Source organism: Bacteroides sp. AF39-11AC (assembly GCF_003474285.1).
GTDB lineage: Bacteria > Bacteroidota > Bacteroidia > Bacteroidales > Bacteroidaceae > Bacteroides.
Map to the genome: position 1 here is coordinate 24,772 of NZ_QROH01000005.1, position 18,755 is coordinate 43,526.

The following is an 18,755-nucleotide window of genomic DNA, read 5'->3' on the forward strand; positions in this document are numbered from 1 at the left end:
TTCCTGCTATTTTTGTTCCCATTCACTTGAGCTTATATAAAATAATAGAATATTAAAAAAATAATCATGGTAGAAGAAAAACAAAAAAGTACAATACAGTCACTTAAATTTTCGTTTAAGGTAAGTATTGCCAATGTGGGAGATTTTATTTTCGAAGAGCTTCGTGGTTTCGACCAGGCAATCAAGTGCGGAATTAGTAACGATTATGCGAATATGAAAATGCCTGGAAAAAGAGTATGGAAGTATCATTCTAAATGAAAGAGTATGTGCTTACGATAAGAGAATTTTGACATAGTGTAACATCAGAGATATCATAAAACACACAGTCACTATTGACTTATTAAATGAAAAAAAGAGCTTATATTAACCTGGAAATTGATTAATTCCTTTCCTGCGACACTTACTTCAGGAGGGTTTAATGATTCAGAAAACACTGTAGCTATAAAGACTATGATGCTGGTTTATGAAAGCATGAGTATGGCTATTGAACAAGCAACGGAAATTTAATATATAAATAAACGAATATGAGAATTATACATATTGCATTACAGCATAACCGTAAATTTGAAGAGCAGCTATTTATAGAAAAAGTTATATTTCTTACTAAACACCCTTACTTCATTCCATTAGTTCTGACGGCTAATTATATAAGAAATAATTATAATCTTGCCCAGTCGGATAAAGCATTCTTAAATGGCATATTAAGTACTTGGAATATACGTAAAATTCCTGTTGTAGATGAACAGAAGTGGAAAGATATTTTAGGAATTAATGAGACTACTGAAACCATGTGGCCAAGTTTGAAAGCTGCTTTTGAAAATATGACAGCAGAAAAAGCGGAAAAGGCAGAAAGACTAATAAGAGATGAAATTGGATATGATATGGCTGACTTTTTAGATAATATTAGTGAGAATGCCAAGAAGGATATTAGAAGAAAAGTTATACCGGTTATTGAAACTCCTTTGCAAAAATACTGGTTAGCTTGGCTAGACGATTTCTTTGAGGAAATAGTATTTGAAGAAATTGCAAGCTTATCACCAGATACTTCTGCAACTTCATTAGTTGTTGTTACATTTCCGGAGTTTATATATTCATATCCAAAACAAATCGGAGATTCTTTTGCCCTTTATAGGAAAAGTGTAATTAGTTGTTTTTTGTCTGGAACTCTCCCTGATAACCTTCAACGCAGACCTACTATTCCTAAACTAAGAAAGCTGAAAAATATTCAGAGTCGTTTTATGCCATGTTATTACAATATATTAGTCGTTCCAGGAACTATTGTATGGAAACATTATCCTACTCAAGATTCAAAATATGTTCTGTATAATACGATTCCCGTGTTTCACCAAAACAAATGTATTTTTGCTTGGGATAAACAGAATTGCTCAAATATTGATGTAGGAAAGTCGTTGCATCAACATCCTAAAGCTATGATTAATAGTGAACAAGAAGGAATATCCTTCGCCAGCGGATCAATATCATTAAGCGATCTCAGCATGAGATTTAATCAAAATCTAAAAAATCGCCTTTCACCGTGTTTTACAATCATGCATGAAAGTCAAATTCTTAACATAGGATTATCAACCTGCTTAGATTTTAGGTATTCTGCATTTTTTATAAGAAAGAATGAATGTCAAATTCATATTTTAGTAGCAGCTGGATATAAGTATCCTTGGATGGTTATTCCCCAAATACCTTGCAGAAGAATTGTTGCAAAAAAATTATTTATATATTGCGATAAAGCAGGAGAAAAAGGAATGGGGTCTGCTGTCATGCTAAGTCAGGATGATAAAAGCTTGTGGAAAGGAAAGAAGCCGGAGGAATGTGAATGGGACAATATTGATCAAAAACGTTGCGAGCAGATACTGAAAGAACGTAGGGATAAATTAATAGAAGAAAACAGAATGCTAAGTATTGATATCCAAACCGTCAATTTTTAAGTTTAAATTAGTCACAAAATGGAACCTACTAAATTATTTTCATTTATCCATAAGGAAGTTGATACCCTTTTAATGGATGGTACTGATTATTCTATACCCAAGTGGTTAGGAAAGCCGGAAGGTACATTCTTAACTTTCAAATGGAAGAATGATACGATTATTCTTGAAGGAGAAGAACATATCAATTGCCAAATTTCAGAAGAGTCCGGATTGAGCATATTATGTCAGCAATCTGCTGGAGATTTTCTGGAAAGCTTCTTCAATATTGATGAAGAGGAGACTATCACATTACCTTCCATGTTAGAAATATCCAAGGAGGCTTTGAAGAATGTGGAATGTTGTCTTAGCAGTACATGGGTGGACGGCAGGATATCGTGTACGGAACGTATTGTGTTAGCCTATCCGGGAATAGACGAAAGTGCTGAGAAGAAAATAACTATTATCCCCGGAATCCTGGAATTGGAAAGAATCATCCTGCATATTGCCAGATTACATACGGCCTATACAGCCGGAATAATGGGAACATTCAACATCGGTAAGATAAATATGCAGGCCTATGTGGAATTGGGTATAGGAAGTGAAGTGACTGTAGGGATTGCTTCTACTGAAGAATCCTTCCCAAGTCTGATGGATTTTCTATCGTGGGTGGTGAAAGAGTTAAATATCACCCAAACCTTCGGTTGGCTATCTAATGGTGATAAAGCTGTTTTGGATGCAGCTTTGGTTTCAGCATCCATCACAGTCAATACAGACACCGGAAAAGTAGAGAGTTTCTTGACCAAGGGATTAATTACTCTTTGGGAAATAAAATTCGAATGTTCCTTTAACTACCCTTCCAGGCAATTGATATGTCAACTGAAAGAAGATCAGAAAATAACGATAGCCGGGCTTGTGAAAAGCATCAGTGGGGTAGAGAAAGGAATGGAAATATTCAGTGATTTCGGTCTGGGCAGTTGCAGTTTGGCTATTAATCTGAAGAAAAAGACCTATTCTGCACTCTGTACTTTAGACGGTGATCTGTCTTTCGGACCTTTTACGTTAAAGCTCGTGGAACTATCGGTAGATATAGACGAAAAAGGTACGAGCATGAATTTAGGAGGAATTATTGGGGTAAGCAAAGATAAGCACTTATCATTAGGAGCACGTTATGACCATAAAATTGAAGAATGGATTTTGACGGGCAATATCAGCGGAGAAGAAAATATTACTTTAAAAGAATTGTTGGAACTCTTACGCAACATTCCCGATTTTCCACCCCTTCCTGACTTTCTGGCCTGTATCAGTATGGAATACCTCAATCTGGAATATCATTTGCGGCAAAAGAAGTTACTCTATGAAATATGTGGTAAGCTTTCCCTGCCGGTACCTATAAATGTAGGTGAAATTCCCTTCCTCACTCAAGTGTTACCGAAAAAAATAGACTATGAGGACAACGGACTGGTTTTATCTTATGAGAACGGGATTGTAACCGAAGGAAGCCTGCGAATCGAATATCCGTTGAAAAAAGAAACGGAAGTGAAGCAAGAGACTACTAAGTTGCAACAAACAAATATGCCAATTGTCCAAGCATCAACAGCAGAAAATAGTCCAAATAAAGTTCAGGTTTCAGAACAAGGAGATAATGATAAGATTCATTGGCTGGAAATCAACCGTCAGTTAGGACCGGCTTATTTGAACAAGGCTGGTATCAGATTGGACGGATCTATAGCGGGAGTTGAAATAGTAGGTTCTGTTTCAATAGGTCCTCTAAAGGTAGAGTTATTGGGGTTATGGGCCGGTTATGATTTTGCACATAGTTGTGTAAAAGGAGGTTTAGAAGGTCTAGGCATTACCTGTCACTCTTCAGTATTCTCTTTAGGAGGTAGTTTGTATAAAATGACTCCTGAAACAGAAAATCTTCGGTTGGCGTATGGAGGAAGTATCCTTGTACAGACAGCCAAATGGCAGATAGCCGGTATCGGTTCCTATTCATTACTTCAGGATGGAACATGCAGTTTTTTCTTGTTTGTTCGTTTCATGGCACCTTTAGGAGGTGTCCCGGCATTTCAAATTCAAGGATTAATGGGCGGTCTTGGCATTAACAAGAGCCTGAAACTGCCTAAGGTGGAAGAGGTAGAGAAATTCCCATTACTCAATATGCAGTTAGGTACAGGCCAAGCGGTATTATCCAAGTTAGAGGAAGGCAATGATCCTTGGCTGAAGCCATCCAAAGGTAATTACTGGGCAGCTGTTGGAATAGAATTTACATCTTTCGGACTGGTATACGGAAAGATGCTTCTTGCCATATTATTAGAAAAAGATATAAGCATCTCACTTCTCGGCACGGCCGAGGTTACACTTCCGAAAGGGAAAAAGGCAAATGAAGCGTATGCATATCTAAAAATATTGCTGATTGCTGTATTAAAGCCTGAAGAAGGTACACTAACCATTGATGCAGCGCTTTCCCAACAATCTTTCCTGCTTAGTAAAAAATGCCGGATTCAGGGTGGAGCTGCCTTCTATATGTGGTTTGGCTCCCATCCTCATGCAGGAGATTTTGTGTTGACAGTAGGCGGTTATCATCCTGACTTCAAGTATCCGGAACACTATCCAAGCGTTGAGCGCGTAGGTTTTCAATGGTCTGAGAGCAACTCGGTAAGCATCAAAGGCGAAGCATATATGGCACTTACTCCGTCTTGTATTATGGCTGGTGGAAGACTGGAATTCTTGTATGCAAGCGGCATAGTGAAAGCATGGTTTATTGCTTATGCCGATTTGTTGATACAATGGCATCCTTTCTGGTTCGATGTGCGAATAGGTGTGGAAATTGGTGTAGCAGTAAGATTAAATTTATTGTTTTGCCATAAAACAATAACCCTCTCTTTAGGAGCGGACCTTCAACTGTGGGGACCGTCCATTGGTGGCAAAGCAAAGATTCATTTAAGTATTATCAGCTTTACAATTGGTTTTGGCGCAGATAAACGTGAAAGTGAACCTTTAACATGGAAAGGTTTCTCTGATGTTCTTCCTGCCGGGAAGAAAAATCAAATTTTGGCCCAAAGTGGCTTTGAGCCTGTAGAAGGTGTCCAGCCATGGGTAGTTCGTGGGGCCAGTCTTTGTATATTAACTGAAACTGTCATTCCTCAAGGTACTATTAACATCCGTCCTATGGGATTGACGAACATAAATTCTATTTACAACATTATTCTGAAAGATGAAAGCGGCAACGTAAAATCATTGGATGATGTCGGTCTGGTATCAGAAGAGGTTAAGGGACGTTTCCCGAAAGCCTTATGGGGTAATCCAAAAGAATCCGTTATTAAAGCTCCGATGACCGTTGATGTGATTTCAGGATATCGAATCACTCAAAGGCCCTTTGAGGCGAGTGGGGAGATAATATCGGATACATTGATAAGGAACTTTGATACAAGTAATCCGCTAACTGACGCTCTGAAAAGACAGGAGAGCTTTGCTTTTATTCCAAAAGCAACGAAAAACTCTCTGGAAGAGATAAAAAAACTGGAAAATGAGGATGTACGGAAAGCAAGGATTGAGCTTTGCCTGCAACTGGCTGCATTTTACCAGGGTCCTGAAGGAACATATTCAAAATTAAAGGAAGATTTGGTCATCAATTTTACGGATGCACCACAAATAACAGAAGGAGGAATCTAATGGATAAAGAACACGTTTGTTTGTATAATAAAGTAGAGCCCGCATTACTGGCTGGTATATGGACTCTTGAGACGCAACAGAAAATTACTGATGCAAAAGGCGATATAGTAAACAAGGGCGAAGATATCAGCGCTTCCCAAAAAATAATAATTGATTATACACTTACTGGATTATCGCAAGGAACAATAGTCAATCGCTTCCCACTTCCAAATTCTGAGGGAGCTTATACTACCACCGTTCCTCACGTAATTCTGAAAGATGCAAGATTACCTTGGCGTACACCCATAGGTGGAAACAGGAATACACCATGTGTAGCTTTGTTGTTGTTTACCAGAAAGGAACAGGAACAGAATATAGAATTCTACGAAGCTACAATGGAAGAGTTTTGTAAGAAGAAGAAAGATAACATATATACACCTAAATACCATAATCTGAGTGCACAGAGTCTTCAGGAACATTGCCGCTATATGCGGATCACTACCAAGCTGTTTGATAAAGTATGTCCCACGAAAGAGGAGCTATCATTATTGGCTCATTGCCGTCAGGTATATATCGGTGACAAAGCAGAACTGAATTTAGATCCTGACGGGCTTTTTGCTGTTATTCTTTCTTTGCGGGTCCCTCAATATCAAGAAGGCATGGGCAATGCGGATTATATAGCTTGTTTAGTTTCAATAGAAGGGATGGAGGAAGTGTTAGGTGGAAAAGCAACTGAAACAAAACTTGAATTTATTGACGTAATTGTACTGGATACCTATTCATTCAGTGTGAATGGTACGGCTAAAAACAGTTTTAGGTTGTTCTGTCAAAAGAGTATATCTGAAGCGTTGGAGCCCCCAATGCTTGCATTGTCACAAGCAGGAACAACCGGAATAGCCGCCAAACGTCTATCTGAAGGATATGTACCTCTATTATATCACCTGCGCACAGGAGATGAGGGAATGGGATGGTACCGTTCTCCTTTAACTCCGCTACCCGTTCTGCAAAGGGTTAAAGAATCTCCATTTGAGTCTTCAGACAGCGCTTTATGCTATGACAAAGTAACTGGAGTATTCGATGTATCGAAGGCTGTGGCATGGGAGGCAGGACGAATAGTAGCACTTCAGGAACCATCATTTACTCAAAATTTGATGCATTTGCGCGTTCGGGGACAAGAATTAACCGACCGAATCATGGCAGGGATGATTAATCGTATGCGTTCTCCTGATGAAAAAGGATTGGTGGACGGTTGGCAGAAAGAACTGGAAAAAGTGTCGGATGAGGAAATAAAGAGCTGGTTGATTCCGATGAATGGCGGTGAGCAGTTCTTTTCTGCTTTTACAAATGAACAGTTGGATATGCTGACAGTCATCCCTAGCCTGGATAATGTTATTACCCCCGAAGGAAGTACATTGACAGCAGATGTGCTGGAAGAAATGGAACATCTGTGCAGGGTACTGATGCTAAGAAAAGCTGAATTAATAAGCTCCCTTTTGGATAGTGAAGCTCAGAATACCGCCAGGTGGCTTGCAAAGTTGTGGCTGTTATATCCAATATCCTTTGACACGCTGGTTCCCCATAAAAATCTTCTACCTCCTGAAAGCATTAGATTTTTCTTTATAGACGAAAGTTGGTTGGAAGCAGCCTATGAAGGAGCAGTGAGCTTAGGTATGGACTCTAGTCGCCAAAGTTGTTTTAACCGGATGATACGGAAACTTTTACTACGATTGACCCATAAAGAAATGCTGAATATACGTGCATCTTTGTATGGAGAGATAGCACCACAATCTAAATCGGATACACGTAGCGGATTATTGATAAGAAGTAGTCTGGTCACCTATTGGCCAACATTATCCATATCCGCTTTTAATGCTCAAAAGCAAAGTTTAGCTATCCTACGGATGGAATTACTCTCTGAGGATATTATGATCATTCTTTTTGACGGAGTAGCTGAAACCATACGGTGTATAGAGCCGAAAGAATGTATTCAGATGGAAATCGATAAAACACGATGTAGTGTGTCGACAGACGGAAAGATGAATTTAAATGCATCCAAAGTAAAAACGTCTTCAGAATTAGCATTGAAACTTATGTCTGCAGGAGATTGTGCTACATTTAAAGGGAAAGGAGAATAAATTATGGAAAATAGTAAATATGAAACCATGAACGTGGAAGCCTTAATGGTGGATAATATTGTGAAGGGAAACAGCTTTAGGAGATGGAATTACAGTTATTCTTCTCTCGAAAAATTTTGTTCTCCCGAACCCCAGGCATTCCAAAATGAACAAACAAGTACAAAAACCGGTATCCATCTTCGTTGGATACTTCCCAGACGATTAAGAGAACAGCAAGAAGATGGAAGTTTTCTACCAATTCCCAATCGTTGGTTGATTACCCGAGGACTTGAAAAAGGCAATGGCCTCACATATACTTCTTGGATATTAGAGAGCGATTGCCCTTTATCGAGAGTGCTGGAAAGAGAGGAGAAACAAGTATATGATAATATGATAAGTCAGTCTTGTTTCAATCTTGTCCCAAAAACTGTTTATGATATATGGAAAAGCGGAACCGATGCCTATCGTAACAGCCCTTCTGGGAAGCGAATTGTTGGTGATGCATACCAAGTGAAATTGGGAGCTGCATTTTGTGCAGACAGATGGATGGAAAGAGCATCTGACATGCCTTTATTCCTGACTGCTTGTGCTCCTGGAAATCCTTACTTTTCGGCCTATACGCCGGTAAATGGCAATATCTTATCTTTTTACGATAGCTTGGACGGCATTGAGGAAGGAGAACTGCATTATTGGATTGTAGGATGGTATTCTGACCAAAGTAAGGATGAATATTTTTCCGGTCAGGTCACCGGAATACCTTGGCTAAGAGCAGGTGTCCCTCAAGGCAGCTATAAAGACGAACTGCAAGAAATAAATAAAAGCCGACAATTGCATGTAGCAGTGGGAGAAAGCCGTGAAGACGTTTTCCGTACCTATATAACAAAACATTTTCCCAAAAAGATAGCTATGAAGGAACTGAACCGAATCAGTGATGCATTAGCTGCTTTATTTTATCACCAGCCGAATTATCAAAACGAACAGGGAGGTTTACAAAAACTTCATCACAGTATCCATGATGGTGCATTTGAGGCTGTTACAGGCGGAAATCGCTATTTGATTGTGAATGAAAAAGACGAAGCTTGTTCTTTGACGGAAGTTGAGAAAAGTCTGCTGAAAAGGCTGAATAATTTCGCTAATGAAGTATCGTCATTAAAAGGTCTGAGGTTCCGCTTGTTCAGTATATGGTGGAAGCTGAACCATCTGGAAAGCATGGCAGCGAGTTCATCCGATATAGAACGAAAGAAATCCATTTGCAAAAGAGCTCTTGAGTACAAACAGGGAACTCTACTGTATCGTACTATAGAACAGTATGAACTGGTTAAACGCTTGTATGCGGATATGCCTGAAAACGGTAATCCGGAGGCATGCCGCCAGTATGGGGAAGCGCACGGTGTAGAATCAGGAAAAATCTTAAAAGAAGTACCGGCACCACGTTTTTGGAAAACAAGAAATCCGTCTTTGCTGATTGCAGGTGTAGAATCACCCGCCGATGCCCAACTGGATCCGGATGGTACGGCATCTCTACGAAGAGCCCCATCATCAGAAGGAATAAAGTTATCACAAGCTTGGTTGAAACAAATTCCGATGAATGCCGCCCTTTTATATGAGGAATCCAAAATGTTTATTGAAAAGCATGAAAATCTGAAAAAATGGGTTCAACCGTGGCGTCCGATGTTTGCAGAGTGGAGTATTTCCTATTATCCCGTACCTTTCGAGGGAAGAGAGCAGTGGTGGTTTGATGGAACAGATTATCGTCTGAAAGGGAAGGAAAATGTTGAAAACGGCTGGAAATACGGAGGCATTTCTTTGCTGGATGAACATTCGAAACTATTATTTCAGGAAACATTGTCTTCCCAGATAGAGAAGACGGATACTGATATGTTCAGAACATTGAAATCCCTGGATATATCGTCATGGAAATTGTTAGGGCAGGAGGCTGTTAATCTCACAGATCAGATTGCGCAACTGGATTATAGAACATTTCGTAGACCGTATGGAGAAAAAATTACTGATGAGCTCAGGAACTTGGATCAAATACTCGGGTTTGATGACTCGGATAAAGATTTTTTAAATGCGACGGGAAATAGTATTGTTTGTGCACCATTGGCAGAAGGTGAAGATATGCCACCATTCCATCTAACTCAGGCAGGAAGCTGTCATATAAAGGATTTGATTCTTTACGATGCATTTGGGCGTACATTAAGTCTCATTCTTTCCTGTGCATTCAAAGGGTTACTTTTTGATAAGAATTTTCCTCTAATGGTATCTGAACGAATGCTTCAGAAAGGGACTAATAATTTCTTGCTGTGCCCACGCCTTCTTCAACCTGCAAGACTGGAAGTACGTTGGACAGAACCTGAACATAAGGAAGAAATATTGTCTACTCCGATAGTGGGTTTCATTCTTATAAACAGGTTTAATCATAGCCTGGGCATTTGCAATCCTGAAGGACATTATATAGGTGAGATGGCTATACGTGTCGATATGGAAGGTAAACGGGCGCCACATTTTATTCCGGCCACAAAAAACATGGAACATCCGGAAACTACAAACGAGAAACTGGAAGCTTTTATTGAAGGGCAGACTGCATTGACGGAAAAAGAGTTTGAAGACTTTCTTGATGTATTGGACAAATCTCTTTGGAGCATGGGATTATCCGGTAAAACCACATCGGAAACAGCTACTTTGATGGGACGTCCTTTAGCCTTGGTTCATGGGGAAGCTTGGATCGCAACAGAGGGAGATCCGAGAGTAAATATAGACTTCTCTGACACAGGAATGAATGATACTGACATTTATGATGAATTGGAACTGCCTGTTAGATTAGGCGATTTATCAATGAGTAAAGATGGTCTGGCAGGATATTACTTGGCTGACGATTTGAAACACTTCTACTCAACAGCCAGACCTTCCAAACCTACGGAAGTTTTAACCATGATCGGTCCGGTAGGTAGTACTGACGGTACTTATCTTCATGTGGGATTCGGAACAGAAAAGAGAAAAACTTTCATTGCTTTAATGAATCCTTATGGATGTGTACGCTGTTACAGTGGCCTTTTCCCTGTGAAAGAGTTAAACATTCCGGAAGAATATGTACGTGAAGTTTTGCGAACAATGGAAACAGAATTTCGGATCGGTCCGTTGCTAACCCGTGTGCTTGACGAAAAAGGTATATCCTTTCCTCGGTTTCAGGATCAACAAGGCGAGTTCAGTTGGATCGAGGAAGATGATGGCGGAATTAAAGAATACCCATTGGTACAACCTGCTATTGCCGGAGATTTTACGGATGAAATAACAATACGAGAAGGCAAACTAAAATATTATGTAGAATCTAATAAAAATGTAGAAGAAAAAAATGGAAAGAGAAAAAAGTGATGTTCATTTTGAAACCATCTTTCAAGGGAACAAAGGGGTGTTGTTGGATCTAGGACAGACCCAAAAGATAACAGGAGGAATAGCCCTTAATGTTTATGAGGAGTTTTACTGTCAAACGGTAACAATTTCATTCAACCGAGGAATAGATAAAAGTGACTTGTTTTCTGCTGATGGAAATGTTACATTGAAGTCAGAAACGGAAGGCTGGACACCGGTCAATACTTCGCAAGCAGATAAAGGGAATGGCATCCAAGAATTCACTTTGGAGTATGCCGATCCCGGTGGTTCATCCCTGCTTGAACCTCTTTGCTTCTGGATAGAAGGAGAAATTAACAACCAGGCAGGACTACCCAAAGTTCAAATAACAATAACCTATACAGATGAAACCGGAGAAAAATCATATAGTGAAAAGAAAAAATTCTATTTCCGAAAAGAAGCTGGGGAACCCTTTATCCGTAATTTTACAGCCAATAGAATCGGAGAAGAAAGAACTCCTTGCATGGTATTCAAACAGAAGGAAGAAATAAACTTTTCATGGGAGAGTTATGGTGGCATATATAAGCTATATAGAGGAAATGATGAAGAACCTTTGTATTCAGGAACTGATTGCAGGTTTACTTTTAAAGAAGGACTAATGTCAGGACAGGTTTTTATCCTAAAAGGAACTTGGGGAAATAATCAAAAGGATGGAAAAGAACAATTAGGTAGTGGAGAACAAGTTGTTTATAAGGTTCTCTCAATTCAAGTAGAAAATCCATCTATAGTATGTAATGAATTATTGGTAAATAAGTCATTTACAGCTAAGGATGCTATATTTTCCGTGAGAAGAGGACATATCAATTTGCTTCAACATGTACCAAAAGAAGGTATAAAAGTCCGATTCAAGACAGATGGAATAGCTTACGGATGGTTAGGGTTAGCAAAGGGCGGTTTTTGTACAATGTACGGTAGTATATATGAAAATAATCCGCAACAATTTCTTTGTTTTAGTGCCCAGTCGGTAAATGATGATATATTATCATCAGACGGAAAAGCGCATCGCCTTATTTTACCTGGAGAACTTACTATACCGGTAGCAAAAGGGCAAACTTTAAAGATTTATGTAACTGAAGAAGCAGGGCCTTCAATTGAAGCTGAGGTCTATTGGTTTTTTATATCTACAGGAGACACCCCAGGAGGAGAACTCCCATTTGAGTTTGTTTAATATTTCAAAGCTGATTTCCAAGATACAACAAATAATAGAGGCAACTGATTTTACACAAATTAGTTGCCTCTTATTAAAAATATTCTGTAAATATCACTTTTATGCATTCAGTAAATCAATGAACCATGTATCTGTTGTTTTTGTTTTTGCAATATAATAGTTATCTATATTAAAAGATAAGGATATTTATGATGCTTTGTAACATTTGTAACAAATCCTATCTTAGAATAGCACTAATTTTGTATCAGTCAGTTTAAAAAATAAATGAGATATGAAAACTAATACAACATTTGCGTATGCAACAGTATTTAATATCGCTGGAGAGGTAGACTATGCCAGTGGTGGAATAGTTAGTAAACAGATTATTAAAAATCAGGCAGGAAATGTAACTCTATTCTCTTTTGATAAAGAACAGGGGTTAAGTGAACATACTGCACCTTTTGATGCTCTGGTACAAATTCTTGATGGGGAAGTTGAAATACATGTCGGAGGTATCCCTCACAGGCTGAAGGCAGGTGAGATAATCATTATGCCGGCTAATGTCCCCCACGCATTACATGCAGTTGAACGTTTCAAGATGTTATTAACTATGATAAAGGGAGAAAACAATGAGTGAATTGGTCAATAGTTCAGAAGGAAAGACTTACTCAACACCTGATCCTTTAATTACATAATAGTGAAGCACCAGAACAAGTAAAAGAAGGCTTGAAGGAGCGTTTTTATAGGCACTGCCCACAATTCCATGTAAATAGTGGACAGTGCCTTAACTAAATTTAGCTAGCTCTTCTGCATTTGTTGCTGGAATGTTATTTCAATAAATTCTGCAGGGCGGGAGATTGCTACTAATACTGTAACACGCATTATACCTTCCAATACATCTTCCGGTGTCATCGTGTCACCCAATCCGACATGTACACTGAATGCATCTTCGGGAGTGGCTCCTGCCAGACCGCCTCTTTTCCATACTCCACGCAGGAAGTTCTCAATCATATATTTAATATTCAACCAGGTATTTGCATCATTAGGTTCGAATACATAGGCATGAGCTGCATTTTTGACGGATTCTTCCAGGAAAATCATGGTACGACGCACGTTGATATATCTCCAATCCAGTGAATTGCTATCCAATGTACGGGCGCCCCAGACTTTTATGCCTTCGCCGATAAAGGAACGTATTGCATTAATTGCCTTGCCATTTGCAGGTACATTTAGATCCTCTTGTTCCCTGTTATTGATGTTTACCTCCGGTCTGTTAACGTAATTGACTGAAACATTTGCAGGTGCTTTCCATACACCGCGCGTATTATCTACCATGGTGTAGATACCTGCCATGGCTGCGGAAGGTGGCAGTAAATTCAGGGATGCTTTCACAGTCTTTATCATTGACTGATATATGCTCCAGTTTTGCAATAAAACTTGATGAAATTCATTCTTTTTATTATCCGGCGTTTCTTGGCTCTTTATGATTTCATCAATTGTTGCATTTGCATAATTCAAAATGTCGGAATCTTTGGGAAAGAATGCCTTGAAATCAAGCTCACTGTCAGCAGACCAAGAAAACATATCGGCTGTAATATCTTTATCTCCCAGTATTGTTGTCTCAAGCCATGGATAGTAGGCTGCTCCATATGACAGGCCATTGTTGCCGATATTGGTCTGGAACTCTTCTACTTGCTCCATCATAGTCTGATTCTCCGAACTTTTGGCTTGAACATCAAGAATAGCAAAACGATTCTGCATTTTACTGCAATGATTCAGAACCATCATTTGAATATTTGCACAATCCGAAGAATACACTGCTTCGGGGATCACAACCATTGTTATTTCCCGCTCTTTTTCAAGAGCGTTGATCGCATTGCTCATCATATTCTTGTTCAGCAGTTGGTTGTCTTTATAGTTTCCTGCTGAAAGAACATAGCAAGTACCGCCTCCATTAGCAAAGAACATCAACATCTGATAGTAGAGAGTGAAGTGTTTCTTTCTCTGAGCTGTAAATACATACTTTGTGGTTGTCGCGTCAGTTTCGGTATACTCTTCCTCGTACGTAAACAGGCTGTTTGCAATAGTGCTATTCGACTTTTTAATACTTAGGATAAACTTTTCTTCGGGGCCTTGGCCGAAATAGTTTATATATTCCGCCATAGAGGAAATTCTCCATGGTTTACCTTTTAAGTCTTCCTTTCCATTTGAAGCCTTTTCAGTGATGCCTATAAAAACAGGAATTGAAGTGGGAACCTCTACTACTGAATTCGGAAAGGCATTTTTTTCAACGATGTATACACCGGGAGTTTTCATGTTTGCCATAAATCTATTTTTTATTAAGATTTGATGTAAGAAACTTACTTCATTATACAAAGAAAGCTTTTTTAATTAATCTATCCAAATAGAAAAATATCTATTTTTTTGATATTTATAATTCATAATATTGGTACTTGAATAAAGTTGAACTGATAGTATCAGGAGCTTAAAGCCCCCGATACTGCCCTTTTGCATCGAAGCACGGACATGCCTTGTGTATGGAATTACTGAGCTGATAATGTCCCAATATGCTAGCTTGCGGATAATCTGTTTTCAGTTGCCGCAGCAAATCGAGTAGGGAACATTTCTGGGCATACGTCCTTGTATCTGCCGGTCGGCCGCGTTCATCCAGTCCGCCTTCGTAGCAGATGCCGATGCTCTTGTCATTCCATCCTGTAGCATGTGCTCCGATCTGGTGAACCGGACGACAGATGTGTATTTCACCGTCACGTGTGATGTAGAAATGATACCCGATGCCCGCAAAGCCCCTTGCCAAATGACATCTTCGAAGAGCTTCTACGGAGAAATTCTTGTCACAGCGTGTTGCTGAACAATGAACTACCAGGAGTTTTACCTCCCGATAGTTCTGATAAAAACTTCCTGCTCTCATAGTCTATTTCATGCAAGAATTTAGTCCGAATACGCCTGCCAGGGCAGATGCCACGGCAATTACAACTTTGATGATCACACTCCAGGTTGAACTTGATTTTTTCTCCATGTGACAGTAATTTAGTGATTAGTGATTAGTGATTAGTGATTAGCAATAGCGCAGCCTTTCATTATTAATTTCTAAAGGCTGCGCCTTTGGACGCTATCCCAGCGGATCATCCTCTATGCCTCCGTCGCCTCCTGAATTTCCACCGCCACCGGTGTTTCCGCCATCGCCTCCTCCCGGTGTGGGTGTTTTGGAAATATCCACGGTGGTCTGTCCTGCCTTCTGTGCTTTGAGCACAGCGCGTGTGGCAGCACGGGTAGGGACCGGTGAGAACTCCATACCGGCGAAGATGTTTTTCAAATCTTCTCCGGGGATAAACTGAATATTGACTCCGGTAATATTGGCAGCCGAGAATTTCTCCGCCGTTTCAGCCCCCCGGCTGGTTATTTGTAATCGGAATTTCCCCAGGTCTCCGAAGTCTACCTGTTCTCCTGCCCGCAGGCCGTCAATCATATTCTCGACGGTAGCGATGATAACAGCAGTCACGTCCGCCCTGCTGGCGGTGGTCTGCGATGATACTCTCTTGGCGAGTGCTTTTAGTGATAACTCTTGCGAAACCTGCGCTTTCGCATACGCTTTTTTGGCCTCTTCCAGATTCATTGGATTGCCCATCATTGCAATACTGTAATTCAATGCCATAGTTGTGAATTAAGAATTAAAAATTAAAAAATGAAAGATGAATTTCACCCGTGTAAGTTCAGTGGAATACTGTGCTTCCCGTGGTGAACGAAACAAAGGTAGGATGTGCTGAGGGGCGAATAATGAAAGGGCTTATTCCTTCATGAAACTGCATGATAAAGAGTGAAAAGTATTTGCCTAAGGTGAGTTATATGTAATATAAAATGCTTATCTTTATGCTATGATAATCAATAAAATAACTCTTATGAAAACAAGTAATGAAAATGAAAGGGACCCTGAAGAAGTCTGGCCCGTACGTCCTTACTCCAAACGTGAGCTTGCCGAGGCTTATGCCCCGAATATCTCTCCCGTGTCCGCTTTGAACCGCTTGGCGCAATGGTTCAAGTATAACCTGCAACTAAGCGAAGCCTTGCTTCAGACAGGCTATAAGAAGCGCCAGCAGATATTTACTTCCATGCAAGTGGAATTGATATTCAGGTATCTGGGAAGACCCTGAACAATTGGCGATTGATAATTGACAATTGGTGTATGAAAGTGCGCAAGCCGAACGCTTATATCTGCGTTGGCTTGCGCACTTATCTGTATCGGCCAACGCTGATATCTGCGATGGCCTTCTCACTTATCTGCACCGGGCGATGCACTTATGTCTGACAGTACCCGGTTCCATTTATTTGAATCCCTTGTCCACTTCATCGTTTTGGATATCCACCACTTCATATTCCGTGCTTCCCTGTCCATTCCTTCTTGTCCGGAATCCGTATTTTTCCAGTGACATTACCAATGTCTGTATGGTCTGCCTGTTCACCTGTATCTTTCCGTAAATGGCTATCTTGCTGAGTATGGCTGCCGCCGGCATCCACTTTATGCAGTAATCCTGCGGTTGCGGCTTGCGGAAGTATACGAGCAGGTTTTCCTCCACGGGATCTTTCATACGGTGCAGCTCATTGTGTCTGTTCAGTTCGTTTATTTCCTCTCCTTCATACCAGTACCGGTATCCTTCCTTTATCAACGCGTAGGCCTGCGCATATATCCCCTCATAATTGACCGGTGTGCGATAATCCAGTGTAATGATGGAGGAGGGGAGGAAACGCCGGTTCCCGCCTATGTCCTGCAGACACTGTCGATTATTCGTACTGGCAATGAAGGATGCATGCCGTATGAAATTGTATGCCTGCATGTCGTATGCTTTCCGTTCCGTCACGCTTTCCTGCGTGATGACCCGTTTCAACCCTGCCAGATCGCCTATCCTGGCCCCTTCAAATTCTTCCATATTGATGATGAGGTGCGTGCTGAGCAGCAACTGGTGGTCCTTGTTGTCCGGGTTCACCATTCCGTTCCGGTAATACTCCCTCCACTGGGGAGGTAACAGCCTGCGTATCCAAGTACTTTTCCCTTTTCCCTGTTCGGAGTACAGGATGATCACAAGATGGTTGACCTGCTCATCTTGCAGTGCACATGCCAGCATTCCCACGAACCACCTTCGGAAACTTTCCTTCCAGAACTCCTGGTCTTCCGCCTGTACCGTATCCGCCAGCCGGCCGATATAATCAGTCTCCCCATCCCAGGGTTCCAGTTTCTCTACGTAGTCTGTGAACTGGTTGAAATCCCTTGCATAGGTGGAGTCAATGACCGCCTGCAGATAATTCCTGAAACACTTGATTCCTGCCAGTTGCAAGGCCAGGAATATGGAGTTGTAGCTTCTTGCCCTCATAGGTCGGAACCTGCCTTTCCATCCCTCTTCTTTCTCATCGAAGTTTAGGTATTCCAGCCTGTCCAGTATTACATTCCTTCGGATATCATAATGTGCCTTCAGGAAGTCGAGTACTTGGTTGATGATATCCGGCTTCTCTTCCTTATGATGGATGGCTGCTTCCTCCGTCTTGTCGGTATAGACGTACGCGTTGTGTATGGGCACAGCCACATCGAACCCTTCACTGCCGAAATTTTCCTGAGCCAACCGAATTGCCACCTCTTCTTCCAATGCCTTTGCATAACACTTGTTTCCCAGAGCGAATATGAAGCTGTCCCTGTTTCCCGGTTCGAATTTGGCAATCCTCTTTACTGCAAGCACCGCCTTGTTGAATTCCATCCTTTCCCACGGCTCGGCTTCCGCCTTATCACTTACCACCTTATTACTCCCACTCATCACCTTATCACTTACCACCTTACCACTCTTCTTTTTCCCCATCTGCGGTCTTTCAGGCGGCACAATACCGGTCAGCATCTCATCGACCTCTTTCATAAGTTCTTCATTCAGGTATGCCTTTTCATCGAAAGAAGTGAAGAATCCCCTTGAAATATCTTTCCCACTTCCGTCCACTTCCACATCCAGTAACTTTTCATAGTATTCCTTGCAGGCATCATACATCATCCTGTGATATTTTTCCAACGCTGAGAAATCCTTTTCTCCATTAGAGAATGTCTCCCTGAGAGTGGTGGCATCTTCCGTCTGCAGGAACACGAATATCTTGAATCCATGTGCTTTTGGAGTGAGGAAGCTGCCCAGCGTGTTAGGATCCTTGTTGATTTTCTCCCTCAAGTCTTCCAGCTTCTCTTCGGGCTGGTCGTCAATATCCAACAGGATAACGTGCGTGTACCTTGTGATGCTGTAAGCTTGTCTTTTTTCGCTGTATCCTGCCGTGATGGTGTAGAATGGCAATTGCTTCTTCACATTGTTTGCCTCTTCCGTCTTTCCCTGGCTGACGAGCAGTCTTATTTTGAATACAAGTTTAGCGTGTATTCCCTTTGTGATGTTTTCAATTACTTTTCTCAGGGTTATCTCTCCCCGAACGTTGCTGAATCCGCTGTATGCGGTAACCGGAATATTTTCCATCTCTTTG

The 18,755-nt window shown here is 40.7% G+C and carries 14 protein-coding genes; 9 read left to right on the forward strand and 5 right to left on the reverse strand.

Going from position 1 to position 18,755, the window contains the following annotated elements; all coding sequences use genetic code 11:
* The first annotated feature begins 66 nt into the window (after positions 1–66).
* From DW036_RS11190 to DW036_RS11225, 8 genes are all read left to right on the forward strand, one after another.
* Positions 67–258: a hypothetical protein gene (locus DW036_RS11190; protein ID WP_118464357.1), complete on the forward strand. Its 192-nt coding sequence runs from the start codon at positions 67–69 to the stop codon at positions 256–258.
* Positions 259–360: 102 nt separating this feature from the next.
* Complete coding sequence (locus DW036_RS26250; RefSeq protein WP_118464359.1) at positions 361–507, forward strand: hypothetical protein; 147 nt, start codon at positions 361–363, stop codon at positions 505–507.
* 17 nt (positions 508–524) lie between these two features.
* The gene (locus DW036_RS11200) at positions 525–1,940 is read left to right on the forward strand and encodes a hypothetical protein (protein WP_118464361.1); all 1,416 of its coding nucleotides are present in this window, start codon (positions 525–527) and stop codon (positions 1,938–1,940) included.
* An 18-nt stretch (positions 1,941–1,958) separates the two neighbouring features.
* Entirely contained in the window at positions 1,959–5,591 is a 3,633-nt protein-coding gene (locus DW036_RS11205) for a DUF6603 domain-containing protein (protein WP_147401471.1), read from the forward strand.
* Positions 5,591–7,705, forward strand: a complete 2,115-nt coding sequence (locus DW036_RS11210) for a hypothetical protein (RefSeq protein ID WP_118464365.1) — start codon at positions 5,591–5,593, stop codon at positions 7,703–7,705. The genes DW036_RS11205 and DW036_RS11210 overlap by 1 nt, the downstream gene beginning before the upstream one ends.
* 3 nt (positions 7,706–7,708) lie before the next feature.
* Entirely contained in the window at positions 7,709–11,059 is a 3,351-nt protein-coding gene (locus DW036_RS11215; protein ID WP_118464367.1) for a hypothetical protein, read from the forward strand.
* Positions 11,040–12,263, forward strand: a complete 1,224-nt coding sequence (locus tag DW036_RS11220; protein ID WP_118464369.1) for a hypothetical protein — start codon at positions 11,040–11,042, stop codon at positions 12,261–12,263. The genes DW036_RS11215 and DW036_RS11220 overlap by 20 nt, the downstream gene beginning before the upstream one ends.
* A 271-nt stretch (positions 12,264–12,534) precedes the next feature.
* Positions 12,535–12,879, forward strand: coding sequence for a cupin domain-containing protein (locus tag DW036_RS11225; protein ID WP_007662970.1), 345 nt, complete (start codon positions 12,535–12,537; stop codon positions 12,877–12,879).
* Between the two features lie 161 nt (positions 12,880–13,040).
* Here DW036_RS11225 and DW036_RS11230 read toward each other — a convergent pair whose 3' ends face one another.
* The 4 genes from DW036_RS11230 to DW036_RS11240 all read right to left on the reverse strand — a co-directional run bounded on the left by DW036_RS11230 (position 13,041) and on the right by DW036_RS11240 (position 15,915).
* The gene (locus DW036_RS11230; protein WP_118464371.1) at positions 13,041–14,567 is read right to left on the reverse strand and encodes a phage tail sheath subtilisin-like domain-containing protein; all 1,527 of its coding nucleotides are present in this window, start codon (positions 14,565–14,567) and stop codon (positions 13,041–13,043) included.
* 160 nt (positions 14,568–14,727) lie between these two features.
* Complete coding sequence (locus DW036_RS11235; RefSeq protein WP_118464373.1) at positions 14,728–15,171, reverse strand: N-acetylmuramoyl-L-alanine amidase; 444 nt, start codon at positions 15,169–15,171, stop codon at positions 14,728–14,730.
* 3 nt (positions 15,172–15,174) lie between these two features.
* The gene (locus DW036_RS25525) at positions 15,175–15,279 is read right to left on the reverse strand and encodes a smalltalk protein (protein ID WP_156148567.1); all 105 of its coding nucleotides are present in this window, start codon (positions 15,277–15,279) and stop codon (positions 15,175–15,177) included.
* Between the two features lie 93 nt (positions 15,280–15,372).
* A complete protein-coding gene (locus DW036_RS11240; protein WP_118464375.1) occupies positions 15,373–15,915 on the reverse strand; it encodes an HU family DNA-binding protein in 543 nt (180 codons plus the stop codon).
* 244 nt (positions 15,916–16,159) lie between these two features.
* Here DW036_RS11240 and DW036_RS11245 point away from each other — a divergent pair, with 244 nt between their 5' ends.
* The gene (locus DW036_RS11245; RefSeq protein ID WP_118464865.1) at positions 16,160–16,411 is read left to right on the forward strand and encodes a DUF4248 domain-containing protein; all 252 of its coding nucleotides are present in this window, start codon (positions 16,160–16,162) and stop codon (positions 16,409–16,411) included.
* A 171-nt stretch (positions 16,412–16,582) separates the two neighbouring features.
* On the opposite strand, the gene DW036_RS11250 is transcribed toward DW036_RS11245, so the two are convergent.
* Positions 16,583–18,748: a VapE domain-containing protein gene (locus tag DW036_RS11250; RefSeq protein WP_118464377.1), complete on the reverse strand. Its 2,166-nt coding sequence runs from the start codon at positions 18,746–18,748 to the stop codon at positions 16,583–16,585.
* Positions 18,749–18,755 lie beyond the last annotated feature (7 nt).